Source organism: Acetobacter sp. DsW_54 (assembly GCF_002153575.1).
GTDB lineage: Bacteria > Pseudomonadota > Alphaproteobacteria > Acetobacterales > Acetobacteraceae > Acetobacter > Acetobacter fabarum.
On the sequence record NZ_JOPD01000017.1, the window covers coordinates 14,624 to 29,161 of the forward strand.

Genomic DNA, 14,538 nt, shown 5'->3' on the forward strand with positions numbered 1-14,538 from the left:
CTGCATGTCCCTTCTTAGCCCCCGCAAATCATGGCTTGGCCTGCTTCTTGGCAGTGCGGCCTTTTTTTCAGCAGCCACCGTTCAGGCCGCCGAACCCGTCCTGCAAACCGAGCAGAGCGACGTGGTCACCCTAAAACCTTACAGCCCCCACACCATTTTGGTGGAAGACGCGGTTTACACCCATAACAAGGATGGCCGTGTTGATGTGGTGGACGCCGACCGTGGCGTATTGCTGGGTATGGTGCAGGCTGCCTACAACCCCAACATGGTGCTCAGCCCCGATGCCAGCCACTTTTATGTGGGTGAAACCACATGGGAGCGCGGCAACCGTGGCGCACGGAACGACCTTCTGGCCGAATACGATTCCCAGACACTCAAGCTGACTGCGGATGAAAAACTGCCGTCCCGCGCACTGGTGACCCCCAAGCGGAACGACATGGCCATCAGCGCCGATGGCGCACGGGTTTATGTGTACCAGATGAGCCCCGCCAACGCGGTGCAGGTGGTGGACACAAAGGAACACAAAGTTACCCATACGGTGGAAATTCCCGGCTGCGCCCTTGCATACGCGTGGGGTAATGCCGGTTTTTCCTCCCTGTGTGGTGATGGTACTCTGAGCAATGTCAGTGTCGAGGCAGATGGCAAGGCCAGTGTAACCCACAGCGCTGCGTTCTTTGAGCCCGACAAAGACGGCATTTTTGAACAGAGCCCCAGTGTCGCCAAAGACGGTTCTACGTATTTCATCAGCTATAGCGGCAAGGTTTACCCAACCACCCTGTCTGCCAACAGTGTTGTGCAGCCTGCATGGTCCTTGCAGGAAGGGGCCGGTCTCAAGCCCGGGTCCGATGCTACGGCACCGTTTGAAGTCACCTGGCGTCCGGGTGGGTGGCAGATGTCCGCCCTGCATAAAGATACGCACGAGCTGTATGTGCTCATGCACCGTGGCACGTTCTGGACCCACAAGGATTCCGGGACCGAAGTCTGGGTGTACAACACGGACACGCACAAGCGTATCCGCCGTATGCCGCTCAAGGTGGCCAGCACCATGGTCGGCGTGACGCAGGACGCAAGCCCGCTGATGTTTACTGCGGATGAAGATGGCAACTTCTTTATCTCCGACGCCCGCACCGGCAAGCTGCTGCGGACCATGAAAGGGCTTGGTACGTCTTTGATTTTCACGGTTGCGCCGGGTGAAGGATGAGCCTGCAGGCTTCGCCCTTTCTGGCACCCGTATGGTGCGTTGAGACAGGGCAACTGGTAGCGGCTTTGTGTGCAGGTGGTATTGGCGCCCTGTTTATGGTGGCCGGTATTGCCAAACTGCGTGCGCATGACACGTTTTTGGGCACACTTGCTGCTTACCGCCTGTTGCCCGCATGGTCGTACGAAAGTGCGGCCTGGGCACTGGCTGTAGCCGAAATCGGGGTCGCTGCTTTGCTGTTTTCCGGTATCGGGGCAGGTGTTGGCAGCATGGCTGCGGCGGTGCTGCTGGTCGTGTTTGCCTGCGCCATGGGCGTGAATGTGCTGCGCGGCCGTACGGACCTGTCGTGTGGGTGCACGCCGGGGGTGGCTGGTCAAAAGCTCTCCTGGGCAGTTGTGCTGCGCACTGTGGCCTGTGCCGTGCTGGCTCTTGTGCCCTGCATGGGCCTTGCCTTTGGGTATGGGGTTGCTCCCGTACTGTGGGGGCAGGGTGTTGTAGGGGGCGTGTGCCTGTATCTGCTGTGGCAGGCCATGCAGGTATTGCCACCGGTGCATGTGCCCGGGTCCGGCATGCAGGAGCATGGCGCATGATTATGCTGTTGTGCCTCTGGCAGGCTGTTCTGGTTGTTCTGGTGCTTGTGCTGGCCGTTGTGCTGGTTGCACTGGCCCGCCAGATTGGTGTGCTGCACGAGCGGCTGGCACCGCTGGGTAACCAGGAGGTCAAGCCCGGTCTGGACGTGGGGCAGGTGGTCCCGCGCCTGATCCTGCATACGCTGGATGGCCAGCCCTTTACCGTAGGGGATGTTCTTCCCGCAGGTCGCAGGCAGCTTTTGCTGTTTGTGGCGGCGGAGTGCCCCGTGTGCAAGCGCGTCTCCCCCATTGCGCGCCAGATTGCTGCCGAGCGTGGGCTGGACCTTGTGTTTGTAGGGGACGGCCCCGAACCCGAACTTAAAGCCATGCAGCTGGCCCGGCCAGAAATGCAGGGTGTTCCACTTATAACCGGGGTTGAACTGGCTCTGGTTCTTCAAATCAACCGTATGCCAGCGGTGGTACTGCTTGATGAGCGCGGCACCATACTGGCCAAAGACCTAGTTAATACGCGGCGGCAGATTGAAGGGGTGTTGGATGGCGTGGCCCCCACACACTCCGCAGCGCCAGCCGATACAGGAGCGAATGCGCATGTTGCCTTCTGAACACACTCAAAAAACGGAACAGGATGTCTCCCTGTTCGACCGTATGACCGAATCCGTGCTGCGCCGCTTTGCGGGGCGTACGTCCCGCCGTGGTGTGGTGGCCCGTCTGGGCGGGCTTGCAGCTGCCGTGCCGCTGTTCCCGCTGCTGCCGGTCAGCCGTGCTTCGGCAGCAACGCCTGCTGCGGGCAAGGCTGCTTCCAAGGCGCCAACGCCTTTTGGCACCAAGGCACAGGTCAAGGATGCCAATGCGTGCGATTACTGGCGTTATTGCGCCATTGACGGCAACCTGTGCACGTCCTGCGGTGGTGGGGTTCATAGCTGCCCGCCCGGTACGGCTCCGTCCCCCACATCATGGATCGGGAGCTGCTACAACCCGCAGGATGGTAATTCCTACATGATTGCCTACCGTGACTGCTGTGGTCAGGATTCGTGTAACGAAGTGACCTGCCTTGGCACGGACGGGGACCAGCCCTCCTACCGCCCCATGGCCAATAACGACATCATCTGGTGCTTCGGCACGGGTACGTCGGAAATGTACAACTGCTCCACCGCCGCCGTGATCGGGAAAGCTTCCTGAGCATGCGCATGGCGTTGTTGCGTTGTGTTCTGCCTGCCTGCGTTGCGGTGCTGGCCATTATGGCCGGCACCGCGCGTGCCCATGCGGTGCCAGATGCCGTGCCGGGTGCGACAACCCTGAGCCATACGCAGTCTGTTTATGTTTCGCATTGTGGTGGGTGCCACGGGATTGAGGGCATATCCGGCCCGACCTTTGTGCCCATGCTGCGTAACACGGTAGGCAGTTTTGCCTGCACGGAGGAGGGGCGGTCTTATCTGGTGCGTGTGCCAGGTGTGTCCATGTCCCTGATCCGCGATGACCAGACTCTGGCGGATGTCATGAACTTTGTGCTGATCACACTGGGTGGGACCAGCACGCCGCCCAACTTTAAGCCCTATACGGCAGCGGAAGTGCACACATGGCGTGCGCACCCGCTCTCGGGGCCGGACTTCATGAGCCTGCGTGCGCATGTGCTCGAACGTTCGCTTGCGGCCTGCGCGCATACACCCGGCAAAGGGTGAGTGCGGCGTGCTCCTTGTGGCGGTGCGGCAACAAGGAGCAGGCGCAGCTTGGGGCAGGTCTGGCGGGTGACATGAAAACTTAAAGTGACTTTTGGTCACGCCTTATCCAGCCTGTATCCGGTGCAAACTGTCATACTCACCCGCCCGGCGGGTTTTACTGAATAATTTGGTTCTGATCTGTGGAGCAAAAAAAGTATGTTTCTTCGCCGCCCTTTGCCCGTTGGGATGTGGCTAACCATGCAACTGGCGGCACTGCCCGCCATGGCGCAGGAAAAAATAATTCCCGGTGATTCCGCCCGCCCTCTGGTGCTGGAAGAAACCCCTGCGGAAAAAGCACAGGCGGACAAGGAAGAGGTTAATCTTAAAACCTCCAAGAACCATACATGGTTTGATGATCTGGAAGGCCACCTTGTGGTCGAAGCCGGCGTAAACGGCAACCCGTGGACCCACACAGGCCGGAACTGGGCACAGTCCTACGTGGACCGCGCCAACACGGCTACACTGAACCAGATTACGGGCACACTCTCCCACCCCACGACCGACATTGGCGGGGGCTATGGCATCGGGTTTGTGTTCGAAGTGCTGTACGGTTCGGACGCCCGCTTTAACCCGACCATTGGCATGGGCGATGGCAACCTGACAGGTATGTACCAGTGGGCGCCAACACAGGCCCATATTGATGCGCATCTCCCCTGGCTGAGCAAGGGCGGCATAGACCTGCAGATTGGCCAGCAATACGGTATTCAGGGTTTTGAGGGCACGGACGCACTGGAACGCCCCTTTTATTCCTATAACTATTCATCCGATTACATTGTACCATTTGAAACCGTGGGTGTGCTGGCCACATGGCATATGACCGACACTGTTGCATGGGTTCTGGGTGTTAATGCGGGTAACTCCACCACGTTTGGCGGTGCCAAAAACAACAAGCGGCCCAAAGGCTATTTTGGCGTGCAGCTTACAGGCCTTGCTGACGGCAATCTGGATGTGGCGGCCATTGCCTACCTTGGTCCGCAGCAGAGCGTGTATGCCATTGGCAATGTAGCCAACCAGAAAATGGAATATGTTGGCGATATTCTGGCTACGTACAAACTGAACGACACCACGTCCATCACGCTCAATGGTACCTATTACCATGACGACTATTTGCAGGATGACGTGTATGGCGTGACCACCTATTTTGCGCATGATTTCTCCCCCTCGTTGACCTTTAACGCACGAGGTGAAATCTTCCGGGACAATAACGGGCAGGTTGTAGGTGCCAACACCTCCACCATGTCCTACGTGAACGAACTGCGCGGGCGGAGCTACCCCTACGATCAGGCACCGGGCACCACGTATGGGGAGCTGACCGTGGGCGTGACCTACCGGCCGGAGTTCCTCAAACTGCCACGCGGCAGTTTTTCTCTCCGCCCCGAAGTGCGGCTGGACAAGTCGCTCAATGGCACCCGTCCGTTCAACCGTGTTTCCCCCACGGATGATCCGAACGTCAATTTTGCCAATAACGGCACCAACAACATGTTCTGGTTCAGCTGCGATGCCATCTGGTCTTACTGATACGCCGGTACAGGCCGGGAAGGAGCAGGTATGACACAGGCAGGCCTGCAGGCTCTTGTTCTTGCAAACGCCATGTTGAGCCTGCTGCTGTGTGCCGCATTTTTTGTGGCGTATCGCATGGTGCTCAGGCTGCGCAGGCTTTTTCAGGAAATCGCGCCCGTAGGTGCCCTGACAAACGCACGCGGCCCCCAGCCGGGGGACATGGCCCCCGCAGGCTCCTTTGTAACGCTGGATGGGCAGGCCATGGGGCTGGCCGGTGGGGCCATGCCCCGCCTGCTGCTGTTTGTGTCGGCTACCTGCCCGATCTCGCGCAAGGTCATACCCATTGCACGCAGCTTTTGCGCCAAGGAGCAGCTGGAACTGGTTCTGGCGGGGGATGATAACCCAGCCGCACAAACCCTTTTTGCACAGCAGACCGCCACACCACCGGCCCTGTTTATAAACGACCCCGCTCTGGGCCGTGCGCTGGAAGTGGACAAGCTGCCAGCTGCCTTCCTGCTTGACCAGCAGGGGGTGCTGATCGCACGCGGGCTGGTGAACAACCGTGAACATCTGGAAAGCCTGCTCAATGCGTGGGAGAGCGGGTTTGGCACGGTGCAGGCCTATATCGCCCATAACCGTAAAGCAGCCCGCACCAGCGCGTAGGGGGGGGCTGGCACACGGCCTTTTGTCGTGTGCCTGCTTACCATGCGTACCCGGCCTGCCTGTTCCTGCCTTGTGAATGGCGGAACCTTCATGCACACAGAAGCGTTGAGGTTAATCCGTGCGGGGGACTGTGCGGGGTCCATCCATACTCAAGGAGAACGCAGGCGTGAGCATTCCTGAACTAACCCTGAACGATGGCCGGAGCTTTCCACTTATAGCTTTTGGTACATACAAATTAAACGGTGCAGCAGGCGTGCAGGGCATGCTCAGTGCGCTTGATGTTGGCTACCGTGCGCTGGACAGCGCTTTTAATTACGAAAACGAAGGGGCCGTGGGCGAGGCCGTGCGTAAAAGCGGGCGTGCGCGCGAGGAACTGAGCATTGCGTCCAAACTGCCCGGCCGCCACCAGAAATATGATGAAGCCCTGACCTGCATTGAGGAATCCCTCTACCGTGCCGGTCTGGATTATTACGACCTGTATTTCATCCACTGGCCCAACCCCAAGCAGGGTTTGTATGTGGAGGCATGGCAGGCGCTGATCGAGGCACAAAAGCGCGGTTATGTGCGCTCTATTGCCGTATGCAACTTTCTGGCCGAACATCTGGACAAGCTGCATGCCGAAACAGGCGTGCTGCCCACCATCAACCAGATCGAGCTTTCGCCCTACTTCCCACAGGACGATATGCGGGCCTACCACCAGAAGCACGGTATTGTGACCGAAGGCTGGAGCCCGATTGGCCGGGGTGGCAAAATCCTGTCTGATGAGCTGATAGCCGGCATTGCCAAACGGCTGGGCAAAACCCCGGCACAGATTGTGCTGCGCTGGCATGTGCAGGTTGGTTCCGTGCCGATCCCCAAGGCATCGCACCGTGAGCGGCAGGTGGAGAACATGTCCGTGTTCGATTTTGAACTGACGGAACAGGACATGAAGGACATTGCCACTCTGGCCCGCCCCGATGGGCGCTCCTTTGGGCAGGACCCCGCGACGTACGAGGAGTTTTAAGGGCGGCTGGGGCGTGGATAGCCTCAAACTCGCACAGCTCAGGTTTTTCTGCGAGGTTATGGAGGCAGGCTCGGTTGTGGCTGCCTCCCGCCGCCTGAACTGTGTTGCTTCCAACGTAACGGCCCGGCTGCGGGAGCTGGAGCAGAGTGTTGGCCAGCCCCTGTTCCTGCGTGAAAAAGGGCGGCTGGTTGAAACACCATCTGGCCGGGCATTTTACGCGCAGGCGCGTGAGGTTGTGCAAAAAGCCTCAGCCCTTGAACATTTTTTTAAACCCGATGTGCCGCGCGGTGTGCTCCGGCTGGGGGCGCTGGATGTAGCGTTACAGCATTTTCTGCCCCAGTGCCTGCCATCCTTCATGCAGACATTCCCGGATGTGGAGCTGACCGTGCTCAAGCGCGCGAGCTACACGCTGGAACAGATGCTGATGGAACGCGCAGTGGATCTGGCCCTGACCGATGGCCCAATCCAGCACCCTCTGCTGGAAAGCCGGCTGGTTTTTACGGAATGCCTGCGCCTTGTGGCGCCTGCACAGATTGCATCACCCGGTGAGATAGACTGGGCGAACACGGATGTTCTTCTGTTCAACTCGGACTGTTTTTATCGCAGTGTGTTCGAGGCGTGGATGCAAAAGAACGGTGTTGTACCAAGGCGTGTGCAGACCATTGAATCCTACCACGTTATTTTTGCCTGCGTGCGCGCAGGGCTTGGGGTGTGCTGCTGCCCCGATGTGATGTTGCCCGCAGCCCACGCGCACGGGCTGCATGCCATGACCCCGCCAGACCTGCCAGAAGCCCCGGTGTACAGCGTATGGCGGCGTGATGGCGTAACCCCGCTGCTTATGTGGTTTGTGGACTATCTGGGCACCCCAGCGGAATAGGTGTTCATTTTTTGTGAGCCTTTGGCTCACATATCATCACTTTTAAAGTGGTGTGCCATGCCCAATAATCATACCCAGACGGTAAGGAGACTATTGGAAATGTCTTTGAAAAAACATGATCAGTTCATCAACGGTCAGTGGGTTCAGCCTAGCTCCGGCCATTACGTAACCATTAAAAACCCGGCCAATGGCGTGGCACTGGCAGCCGCAGCCAAAGGTAATACTGCAGATGTGGACAAGGCCGTGGCAGCCGCGCGCAAGGCTTTTGGTCCGTGGAGTGCCAAAACAGCCTCCGCCCGGGCCGATTACCTGTACGCCCTGATGAACCTGCTGGTGCGTGACAAGGAAAAACTCGCCACCACCATTACCTCCGAAATGGGAAAACCCATTGCAGAAGCACGGGTGGAGGTGGATTTTGCCGCAGGGCTTTTGCGTTTTGCGGCTGAAAATACCCGCCGCCTGCAAGGCGAAATTATTCCCGGTGAACGTGAGGGAGAAAAAATCCTGATCGACCGTGTGCCCCACGGTGTTGTGGGGGGGATTGCCGCATGGAACTTTCCGCTGGCCCTGTGTGCGCGCAAAATCGGCCCGGCACTGGCTGCGGGGAATACCATTGTTGTTAAACCGCATGAGCTAAGCCCGCTCTCGGCTCTGGCGCTGGCCTCTCTGGCGCAGGAAGCAGGGCTGCCTGCCGGTGTGCTGAACATTGTAACAGGGGATGGCCCGGATGTGGGTGTGCCACTGGTGGCCCACAAGGACGTGCCGCTGATTACCATGACCGGCTCCACCCCTGCGGGCAAAAAGATCATGGCGGCCGCTGCCGAACATCTGAAGGAAGTCCGGCTGGAACTGGGGGGTAAAGCTCCGTTTATTGTTATGGAAGATGCGGACATAGACGCAGCGGTAGATGCTGCGGTGAGTGCGCGCTTCTTTAACGGCGGGCAGGTCTGCACCGCCAACGAGCGGACCTACGTGCACGAGGCCGTGTATGACCAGTTTGCAAAAAGCCTGCGTGCACGCGTGGAAAAGCTGAAAGTAGGTGACCCCATGCAGGATGATACCGATATGGGGCCAAAGGTCAGTCTGGCGGAGCTGGAAAAAGTGGATGCCATGGTGCAAAAAGCCATTGCACAGGGTGCCACGCTGGAGCTGGGTGGCCACCGCCTGAGTGGACCAGCCTATGACCACGGCACCTATTATGCACCCACCCTGCTGACCAATGTGCGGCATGGTATGGATATTGTGCAAAACGAGGTGTTTGGCCCAGTACTGTCCCTGCTCAAGGTGCGGGATTTTGATGAAGCCCTCACACTGGCAAATGATAGCCAGTACGGTCTGTCGGCTTATCTGTTTACCAAGGATCTGGGCCGGGTGCTGCGCATGACGCGTGAACTGGAGTTTGGCGAAATATACGTCAACCGTGGCGCGGGGGAAGAACCGCAGGGCTTCCACCACGGCTACAAGAACAGTGGCCTTGGTGGGGAAGACGGGCAGCATGGGCTGGAAGCCTATGTGCAGACCAAAACCATCTACCTGAACGCCTGAATGCCACCCGTAAGCACGGGGCTTGGGGGTTAAAACAAAAGGCTGCGGAGCATTCTGGCTCCGCAGCCTTTTTGTCTGTTTTGTATAAGCCCTGTTCTATTAGGGCTGTTTTATGTCAGGAGCCGTTTAGTCAGCCTGTCTGGCGTCATGCACTGCCTGTTCCATGTTGTGCGGGGTGGCTGTGGTAAAATGGGTCATGACAAAGCTGGCAATGTCGGCCAGATCCCGCTCGCTCAGCCCGCCACCGGCAAAATGCGGCATAATCTGCACACCCGTTGTGGTTTGCATGCCGCTCCCCTGCACCAGCAGTTGCACAAGGTTGCGCCCGTTATCCGCCCCGAGTGAGCGCGCTCCCGTAATGGTGCCAAAGCTGGACTGGCGGCCCGTGCCATCGGGCATGTGGCACCCTGCGCAGGCAGACGCATACAGGCGTGCACCGCGCGTGTTCTGGGGCAAGCTGGCATCACCCGCTGTGGGGGTTCTGGCTTCCACCGTATCTTCCGCCGTGTGCAGGGGGGCAATGCTGCGCAAATACACAATCATGGCATGAATGTCGGATGCGCTCAGGTAGCGCAGGCTATGGCCAATAACATCGGCCATGTCTCCTGCTGCTGTGCCATGGCCATCGGCATGACCGGTGGAAAGGTACTGGGCAAGAGCTTCATCACTCCACGCGCCAAGCCCGCTCTGTTTGTCCGGTGTCAGGTTATATGCACGCCAGCCATTGACCACATTGCCGCCCAGTGCGCGGCTTGCATCCAGCCCGAAGGTTCGTGTGCGCGGGGAGTGGCAGTCTGCGCAATGGCCCGGCCCTTCCACAAGGTAGCGGCCACGGTTCCAGTCCGCTGGTTTGGTCGGGTCATTGGCATAGCTTGCGGCCGGGCCGTTGAGCATGTTCCAAAAAACCATCAGGCTACGGATGGAGAACGGGAATTTGACCGAGTTTTCAGGTGTTTTCTGTGCAGATGGCGGCAGGGTTGCCAGATAGGCGCGTATGTCCCGCACTTCTGCATCGCTCATGCGGGCATAGGCGGGGTAGGGCATGGCGGGGTAAAGGTGCATCCAGTGGGGGGATATGCCTTTGCGCACGGCATCCACAAACTGCTGGTCGGTCCATGCGCCAATACCTGCGGTTTTGTCCGGCGTAATGTTGGGGGCGTACATAACCCCCACTCCCGGCAGGCTGAAGGCCCGCCCGCCTGCATAGGGTGTTCCGCCTTCGGCTGTGTGGCATACCTCGCAGTCCGCCGCGCGGGCCAGGTAGCGCCCGTTTTCCACATTGGGGGCAGAGGCTGCTGCATGGGCATGTACTGTGGTGACCAGCAGGGCTGCCCCGCCAAGGAGTACGCCAGACAGGGCACCACCCACCCGGGAGAACTTTACCCGTGCGCCCTGCACACAGGTGGAAATAAAGGGGAAGGACATGGGGTTACGCATCAGCCCTGCTCCTTGTGGTCTGCCCCATTGCGGGGGGAAAGGAGTGGCAGTGTGCGGTAGCGCCGCCCCTGTGCCGCTGCCATGGCGTTGGCCAGAACGGGGGCTGCGGCTGCGGTGCCAACCTCGCCAATGCCGCCGGGGTCTTCCGTGCTGGGCATGAGCAGGACATCAATTTTGCAAGGCGCTTCGTTCATGCGCATGACACGCCATGTGTTGAAGTTGCTTTGCTGCACACGGCCCCCTTCGAGCGTGATTTCGTTATAAAGGGCCGCACTAAAGCCAAAGATCAGCCCCCCTTCGATCTGCGAGATGACCTGATCGGGGTTGAGCACCCGCCCGCAATCCACCACTGCGGTTACGCGGTGGATAATTACGTTATCGGGTTCGGGCATTTCCACCTCTGCAATGCTGGCCATGTAGGAGCCAAAGGCAAACTGCACGGCCACACCGCGTGCGCGGCCCGGTGGCAGAGGGGTGTTCCAGCCTGCGGCCTGTGCGGCCTTGTCCAGCACGGCCAGAGCGCGGGGGTTCTGGGCCAGCATGGCGCGCCGGTAGGCTACGGGGTCCGCGCCTGCGCGGTGGGCCAGCTCGTCAATAAAACCTTCCACCACAAACAGGCCGCGTGTGCCGCCTACACCGCGCCACCATGCGGTAACAACGCCGGGGGCTTCACGCCGGGCAAATTCCAGCCTGTAGGCGGGGTAGGTGTAAGGCGTAATAACGGTCGCGACGGAAAGATCTTCGTCATACCCGTCCTTGGTCAGTTCCGGCGGGTCCCAGCGGGCAACCACGGCGGGGCCGACAATGCGGTGGGTCAGCGCGGTTATAAAGCCCTTGCTGTCCAGTGCGGCGGTCATCTGGTCCACGTAGGCAGGGCGGTAGCGGTCGTGCGTCAGGTCCTCCTCGCGGCTCCAGATGATCTTGAGCGGGTGGGGCACCTGCCGTGCAAACTCCACGCACTGGGTAACGTATTCATGTTCCAGCCTGCGGCCAAAACCCCCGCCAATATACTGGCAGTGCACATTAACCTTGTCTTTGGGCAGACCGGTCAGTTCTACCGCCGTGTCCCGCGCGCGGTCGGCAATTTGTGTGCCGGTCCATATGTCGCACCCATCGGGGCGTACATGGGCGGTGCAGTTTATGGGTTCCATGGTGGCATGGGCCAGCAGGGGCTGCTGGTAGGTGGCGGTATGCGTGGCCGCCGCGTGGGCAATAACGGCTGGGGCATCGCCCTTTGTGCTGGCCACAATGGCGGGGCCATTCAGGCCATCATGCAACTGGTCATAGATGGTCTGGGTCGTCACATGGGCGTTAGAGCCATCATGCCATTGGGGCTTGAGCGCGCGCAGGCCCTTGCGGGCGGCCCAGTAATGGTCGGCTACAACGCACACGGTGTTATTGGCCGTGTTGACCAGCACGGCCTGCACGCCCCGTATGGCAAGGGCTGCGGCCTTGTTCATGCCTGTCAGCGTGCCACCGACCACCGGGCAGGCAGCTACGGTGCCGATTTTTTGCCCCGGCACCTGTACGTCCATGCCAAAAATGGCACGGCCCTGCACCTTGACCGCACTATCTATGCGGTGCTGGGGCTTGCCCAGCAGGGTGTAAGTGGCAGGGTCCTTGAGTGTGGGTTTTTGTGGCACGGGCAGCGTGGCTGCCTGAGCGGCAACCGCACCAAAAGGCAGGGAGCGCCCGGTAGGCACGTGGATAATTGTGGCCGAACGGGTTGTGCACTCCGCCACCGGCACCTGCCAGCGCGTGGCGGCGGCCTGTACCAGCATGCTGCGCGCTGCGGCCCCGGCCTGCCGGAGCGGGAGCCACTCGGTCATGACCGAGGTGGAGCCACCCGTAATTTCGGCCCCGCCGCCGGGGGGAGCGGCTTCAATTTCCACCTGCGCCATGTCTATGCCCAGTTCTTCGGCAATCAGCATGACGGAGGATGTGTAAATGCCCTGTCCCATTTCCACGTTGGGCAGAATAAGGGTAATGCGGTTGTCCGTTGCAATGCGGATATAGGCGTTGGGGGCAAAGGCTCCCTGTGCGTTTTCCACCAGCAGCCCCTGCTCGGGGGCTGTGCTGGCGGGCACGGACGTGCCCTGTGCCCGGCCCCGGCGTGGCGTGGGCCAGAACGTGGCCAGCAGAAGGGCGCCCCCGGCCCCCAGCATCTGCCTGCGGCTGGCCAGTACGGGGCGTGGTGTTTGTGTGGTCATGCCAGTGCTCCCGCCGCGTGGTGGAGGGCTGCGCGAATACGCACATACGTGCCGCAACGGCACAGATTGGCCGACATGGCGCTGTCTATCTGTTCATCCGTGGGGTGGGGGACGGCACGCAGGAGTGCAATAGCCGCCATGATCTGCCCCGGCTGGCAGTAACCGCACTGCACCACATCCAGTGCCACCCATGCGTCCTGCACGGCTTTGGTTACGGGATCTGTGGGGTTCAGCCCTTCCAGCGTGCTGATACGCTGCTCACCAATCAGCCCTACCGGCAGGTTGCACGCCCGCACGGCCCGGCCATCCATATGCACGGTACAGGCACCACACTGGGCTATGCCACAGCCGAATTTGGTGGCGTTCATGCCCAGAACATCGCGCAGAACCCACAGAAGGGGGGTGTCTGGATCGACATCCACCTGGTGGGATTGTCCGTTTATGTTCAGGCTCAGCATGGTGGCTCCTTGGGGTGGGTCTGGGCCTTGCAATGTAATGGAATTGGTTTGTTTCCGAAATGGGAAGGATGAAGAATGTGCCGGGTTTTTTGAAAAATCATCTGTATATAAATGAATACATTCCTACCGTTGCGCAGATTTGATGCCAGTAAGGAATGGCCGTGCAAGTGGAGTAAACGCTGCCGTGATGGCGCTGGCGTTGCTACAGCCCACGCCTGCGTTCATCATATGCAGGCACACAGCATGAGAGGCGATTCCCCATGAACACCACCCCCGGCACCCCGGATGCACTTTTGTGGAAGCTGGCACGTCTGGCCGCAGGTGTTGAAAACAAGGCCTGTGAGGAAACAGCGATTTCGTTCGATCTGAAGGAAATTACGCAGATTTTGCAGGAGATCAAAAACGCTCTGCCTGCGGATAATGAATGGTCGCTCTACCTGACACCGGGCATTATCTGGTCCACAGTCTGGAGCCTTTATCAAAACGCACTGGAGCTTGGCGGTTATCAGGACCGCGAGGCAATTGTGCAGCTTGTGCGGGATGCGGTGGAAAGCCTGAGAAGCGCTTTGCTGGGCACGGCAAAAACCACAGGTGTACGCACACTTGGTGTAGACCATCTGATGGAGCCGGGAGCCATTACAGCGGGCTGAATTCGGCAATGGGGCGTGTGCCTGCAAGGCATGGAGGCACAGAACCGCCAGCGTGTGTAAACACAAGGGCTGGTGGTTTACAAAAAGCCGATATTTTTTAAGGAAAACAACAGCAGAGTCAGGCGGTTGGTGGAGCTGAGGGGAATCGAACCCCTGACCTCCTCATTGCGAACGAGGCGCTCTCCCATCTGAGCTACAGCCCCGCCTGATCTGTCAGGCAGTGGTTTACAGGGCTTACGATTTTTCTGTCAAGTTGTATTGTAGGGCGTATAACTGCAAGGTGGCCCTGCCGGGCTTGAAGCGTAAGGAGCTGGTTTTATATCGTGTTTGTGTTTTCGCTCTTCATGGTGCTGACGCGGATACTGGAGATTTATTGCTGGATTCTCCTTATATCCTGTATTTTTGTCAATCTGTATGCGTTTGGCATACTGGATAGCCGCAACCAGCTTGTCTGGAAGATTGGCATGTTCCTGGAACGGTTGACCGAGCCTGTGCTGGCCCCTGTCCGGCGGGTGCTGCCAACGCCCGGTGGGGTCGATTTTAGCCCCATGGTCGTGCTGCTGGGTATTCAGTACGTCATTCAGCCGCTGCTGGCCGATGTGTTTAGCGCATTGATCATGCACTAGGCCGTTGGATACAAAAAACCGCCAGACCGTGCAGGCTGGCGGTTTTTTTAACGGGTTGTCCGC

General features: G+C 59.3%; 15 protein-coding genes and 1 tRNA gene. 12 read left to right on the top strand and 4 right to left on the bottom strand.

All coding sequences use genetic code 11. The annotated features are described in order from the left end of the window. Positions 1 to 4 precede the first annotated feature (4 nt). From HK20_RS08080 to aldA, 10 genes are all read left to right on the top strand, one after another. Positions 5 to 1,201 carry an amine dehydrogenase large subunit gene (locus HK20_RS08080; protein ID WP_086646570.1) on the top strand — a complete coding sequence of 399 codons (1,197 nt, stop codon included), beginning with the start codon at positions 5 to 7 and terminating at the stop codon, positions 1,199 to 1,201. Further along, positions 1,198 to 1,788 (top strand): MauE/DoxX family redox-associated membrane protein, encoded by a 591-nt coding sequence (locus HK20_RS08085; RefSeq protein ID WP_086646571.1) that lies wholly within the window; start codon positions 1,198 to 1,200, stop codon positions 1,786 to 1,788. The genes HK20_RS08080 and HK20_RS08085 overlap by 4 nt, the downstream gene beginning before the upstream one ends. Beyond that, positions 1,785 to 2,390, top strand: a complete 606-nt coding sequence (locus HK20_RS08090; RefSeq protein ID WP_158093044.1) for a redoxin family protein — start codon at positions 1,785 to 1,787, stop codon at positions 2,388 to 2,390. The genes HK20_RS08085 and HK20_RS08090 overlap by 4 nt, the downstream gene beginning before the upstream one ends. Further along, a complete protein-coding gene (mauA, locus tag HK20_RS08095) occupies positions 2,377 to 2,967 on the top strand; it encodes a methylamine dehydrogenase (amicyanin) small subunit (RefSeq protein WP_086646666.1) in 591 nt (196 codons plus the stop codon). The genes HK20_RS08090 and mauA overlap by 14 nt, the downstream gene beginning before the upstream one ends. Positions 2,968 to 2,975: 8 nt before the next feature. Next, the gene (locus HK20_RS08100) at positions 2,976 to 3,467 is read left to right on the top strand and encodes a cystathionine beta-lyase (protein ID WP_233129134.1); all 492 of its coding nucleotides are present in this window, start codon (positions 2,976 to 2,978) and stop codon (positions 3,465 to 3,467) included. 195 nt (positions 3,468 to 3,662) lie between these two features. Next, the gene (locus tag HK20_RS08105) at positions 3,663 to 5,024 is read left to right on the top strand and encodes an outer membrane beta-barrel protein (RefSeq protein ID WP_086646573.1); all 1,362 of its coding nucleotides are present in this window, start codon (positions 3,663 to 3,665) and stop codon (positions 5,022 to 5,024) included. 45 nt (positions 5,025 to 5,069) lie between these two features. Next, positions 5,070 to 5,669, top strand: a complete 600-nt coding sequence (locus HK20_RS08110; protein ID WP_086646667.1) for a methylamine utilization protein MauD — start codon at positions 5,070 to 5,072, stop codon at positions 5,667 to 5,669. A gap of 166 nt (positions 5,670 to 5,835) precedes the next feature. Next, positions 5,836 to 6,672, top strand: coding sequence for an aldo/keto reductase (locus tag HK20_RS08115; protein ID WP_086646574.1), 837 nt, complete (start codon positions 5,836 to 5,838; stop codon positions 6,670 to 6,672). 13 nt (positions 6,673 to 6,685) lie between these two features. Continuing rightward, positions 6,686 to 7,549, top strand: a complete 864-nt coding sequence (locus HK20_RS08120; RefSeq protein ID WP_086646575.1) for a LysR family transcriptional regulator — start codon at positions 6,686 to 6,688, stop codon at positions 7,547 to 7,549. Positions 7,550 to 7,648: 99 nt separating this feature from the next. Next, positions 7,649 to 9,094, top strand: a complete 1,446-nt coding sequence (gene aldA, locus HK20_RS08125) for an aldehyde dehydrogenase (RefSeq protein WP_086646576.1) — start codon at positions 7,649 to 7,651, stop codon at positions 9,092 to 9,094. Between the two features lie 126 nt (positions 9,095 to 9,220). On the opposite strand, the gene HK20_RS08130 is transcribed toward aldA, so the two are convergent. The 3 genes from HK20_RS08130 to HK20_RS08140 are packed head-to-tail and all read right to left on the bottom strand — an operon-like array spanning position 9,221 to position 13,199. Further along, positions 9,221 to 10,531, bottom strand: coding sequence for a cytochrome c (locus tag HK20_RS08130; RefSeq protein ID WP_233129136.1), 1,311 nt, complete (start codon positions 10,529 to 10,531; stop codon positions 9,221 to 9,223). After that, positions 10,531 to 12,741 (bottom strand): molybdopterin cofactor-binding domain-containing protein, encoded by a 2,211-nt coding sequence (locus tag HK20_RS08135; protein ID WP_086646577.1) that lies wholly within the window; start codon positions 12,739 to 12,741, stop codon positions 10,531 to 10,533. Before HK20_RS08135 ends, HK20_RS08130 begins: the two co-directional genes overlap by 1 nt. Next, positions 12,738 to 13,199 (bottom strand): (2Fe-2S)-binding protein, encoded by a 462-nt coding sequence (locus HK20_RS08140; protein WP_086646578.1) that lies wholly within the window; start codon positions 13,197 to 13,199, stop codon positions 12,738 to 12,740. The genes HK20_RS08135 and HK20_RS08140 overlap by 4 nt, the downstream gene beginning before the upstream one ends. 260 nt (positions 13,200 to 13,459) lie before the next feature. On the opposite strand from HK20_RS08140, the gene HK20_RS08145 reads away from it, so the two are divergent. Next, on the top strand, positions 13,460 to 13,849 hold the full coding sequence (locus HK20_RS08145) for a hypothetical protein (RefSeq protein WP_086646579.1): 390 nt from the start codon (positions 13,460 to 13,462) through the stop codon (positions 13,847 to 13,849). A 127-nt stretch (positions 13,850 to 13,976) separates the two neighbouring features. On the opposite strand, the gene HK20_RS08150 is transcribed toward HK20_RS08145, so the two are convergent. Further along, positions 13,977 to 14,052 (bottom strand) — tRNA-Ala (locus HK20_RS08150). A 120-nt stretch (positions 14,053 to 14,172) separates the two neighbouring features. Between HK20_RS08150 and HK20_RS08155 the strand changes: the two genes are divergently transcribed. After that, positions 14,173 to 14,475: a YggT family protein gene (locus HK20_RS08155; RefSeq protein WP_233129137.1), complete on the top strand. Its 303-nt coding sequence runs from the start codon at positions 14,173 to 14,175 to the stop codon at positions 14,473 to 14,475. Positions 14,476 to 14,538 lie beyond the last annotated feature (63 nt).

What these genes read in the sequence shown, in the direction of transcription:
- HK20_RS08080 (WP_086646570.1), top strand. Translation starts at nt 5, where the DNA reads ATGTCCCTTCTTAGCCCCCGCAAATCATGGCTTGGCCTGCTTCTTGGC.
- HK20_RS08085 (WP_086646571.1), top strand. Translation starts at nt 1,198, where the DNA reads ATGAGCCTGCAGGCTTCGCCCTTTCTGGCACCCGTATGGTGCGTTGAG.
- HK20_RS08090 (WP_158093044.1), top strand. Translation starts at nt 1,785, where the DNA reads ATGATTATGCTGTTGTGCCTCTGGCAGGCTGTTCTGGTTGTTCTGGTG.
- mauA (WP_086646666.1), top strand. Translation starts at nt 2,377, where the DNA reads ATGTTGCCTTCTGAACACACTCAAAAAACGGAACAGGATGTCTCCCTG.
- HK20_RS08100 (WP_233129134.1), top strand. Translation starts at nt 2,976, where the DNA reads ATGGCGTTGTTGCGTTGTGTTCTGCCTGCCTGCGTTGCGGTGCTGGCC.
- HK20_RS08105 (WP_086646573.1), top strand. Translation starts at nt 3,663, where the DNA reads ATGTTTCTTCGCCGCCCTTTGCCCGTTGGGATGTGGCTAACCATGCAA.
- aldA (WP_086646576.1), top strand. Translation starts at nt 7,649, where the DNA reads ATGTCTTTGAAAAAACATGATCAGTTCATCAACGGTCAGTGGGTTCAG.
- HK20_RS08130 (WP_233129136.1), bottom strand. Translation starts at nt 10,531, where the DNA reads ATGCGTAACCCCATGTCCTTCCCCTTTATTTCCACCTGTGTGCAGGGC.
- HK20_RS08135 (WP_086646577.1), bottom strand. Translation starts at nt 12,741, where the DNA reads ATGACCACACAAACACCACGCCCCGTACTGGCCAGCCGCAGGCAGATG.
- HK20_RS08140 (WP_086646578.1), bottom strand. Translation starts at nt 13,199, where the DNA reads ATGCTGAGCCTGAACATAAACGGACAATCCCACCAGGTGGATGTCGAT.
- HK20_RS08145 (WP_086646579.1), top strand. Translation starts at nt 13,460, where the DNA reads ATGAACACCACCCCCGGCACCCCGGATGCACTTTTGTGGAAGCTGGCA.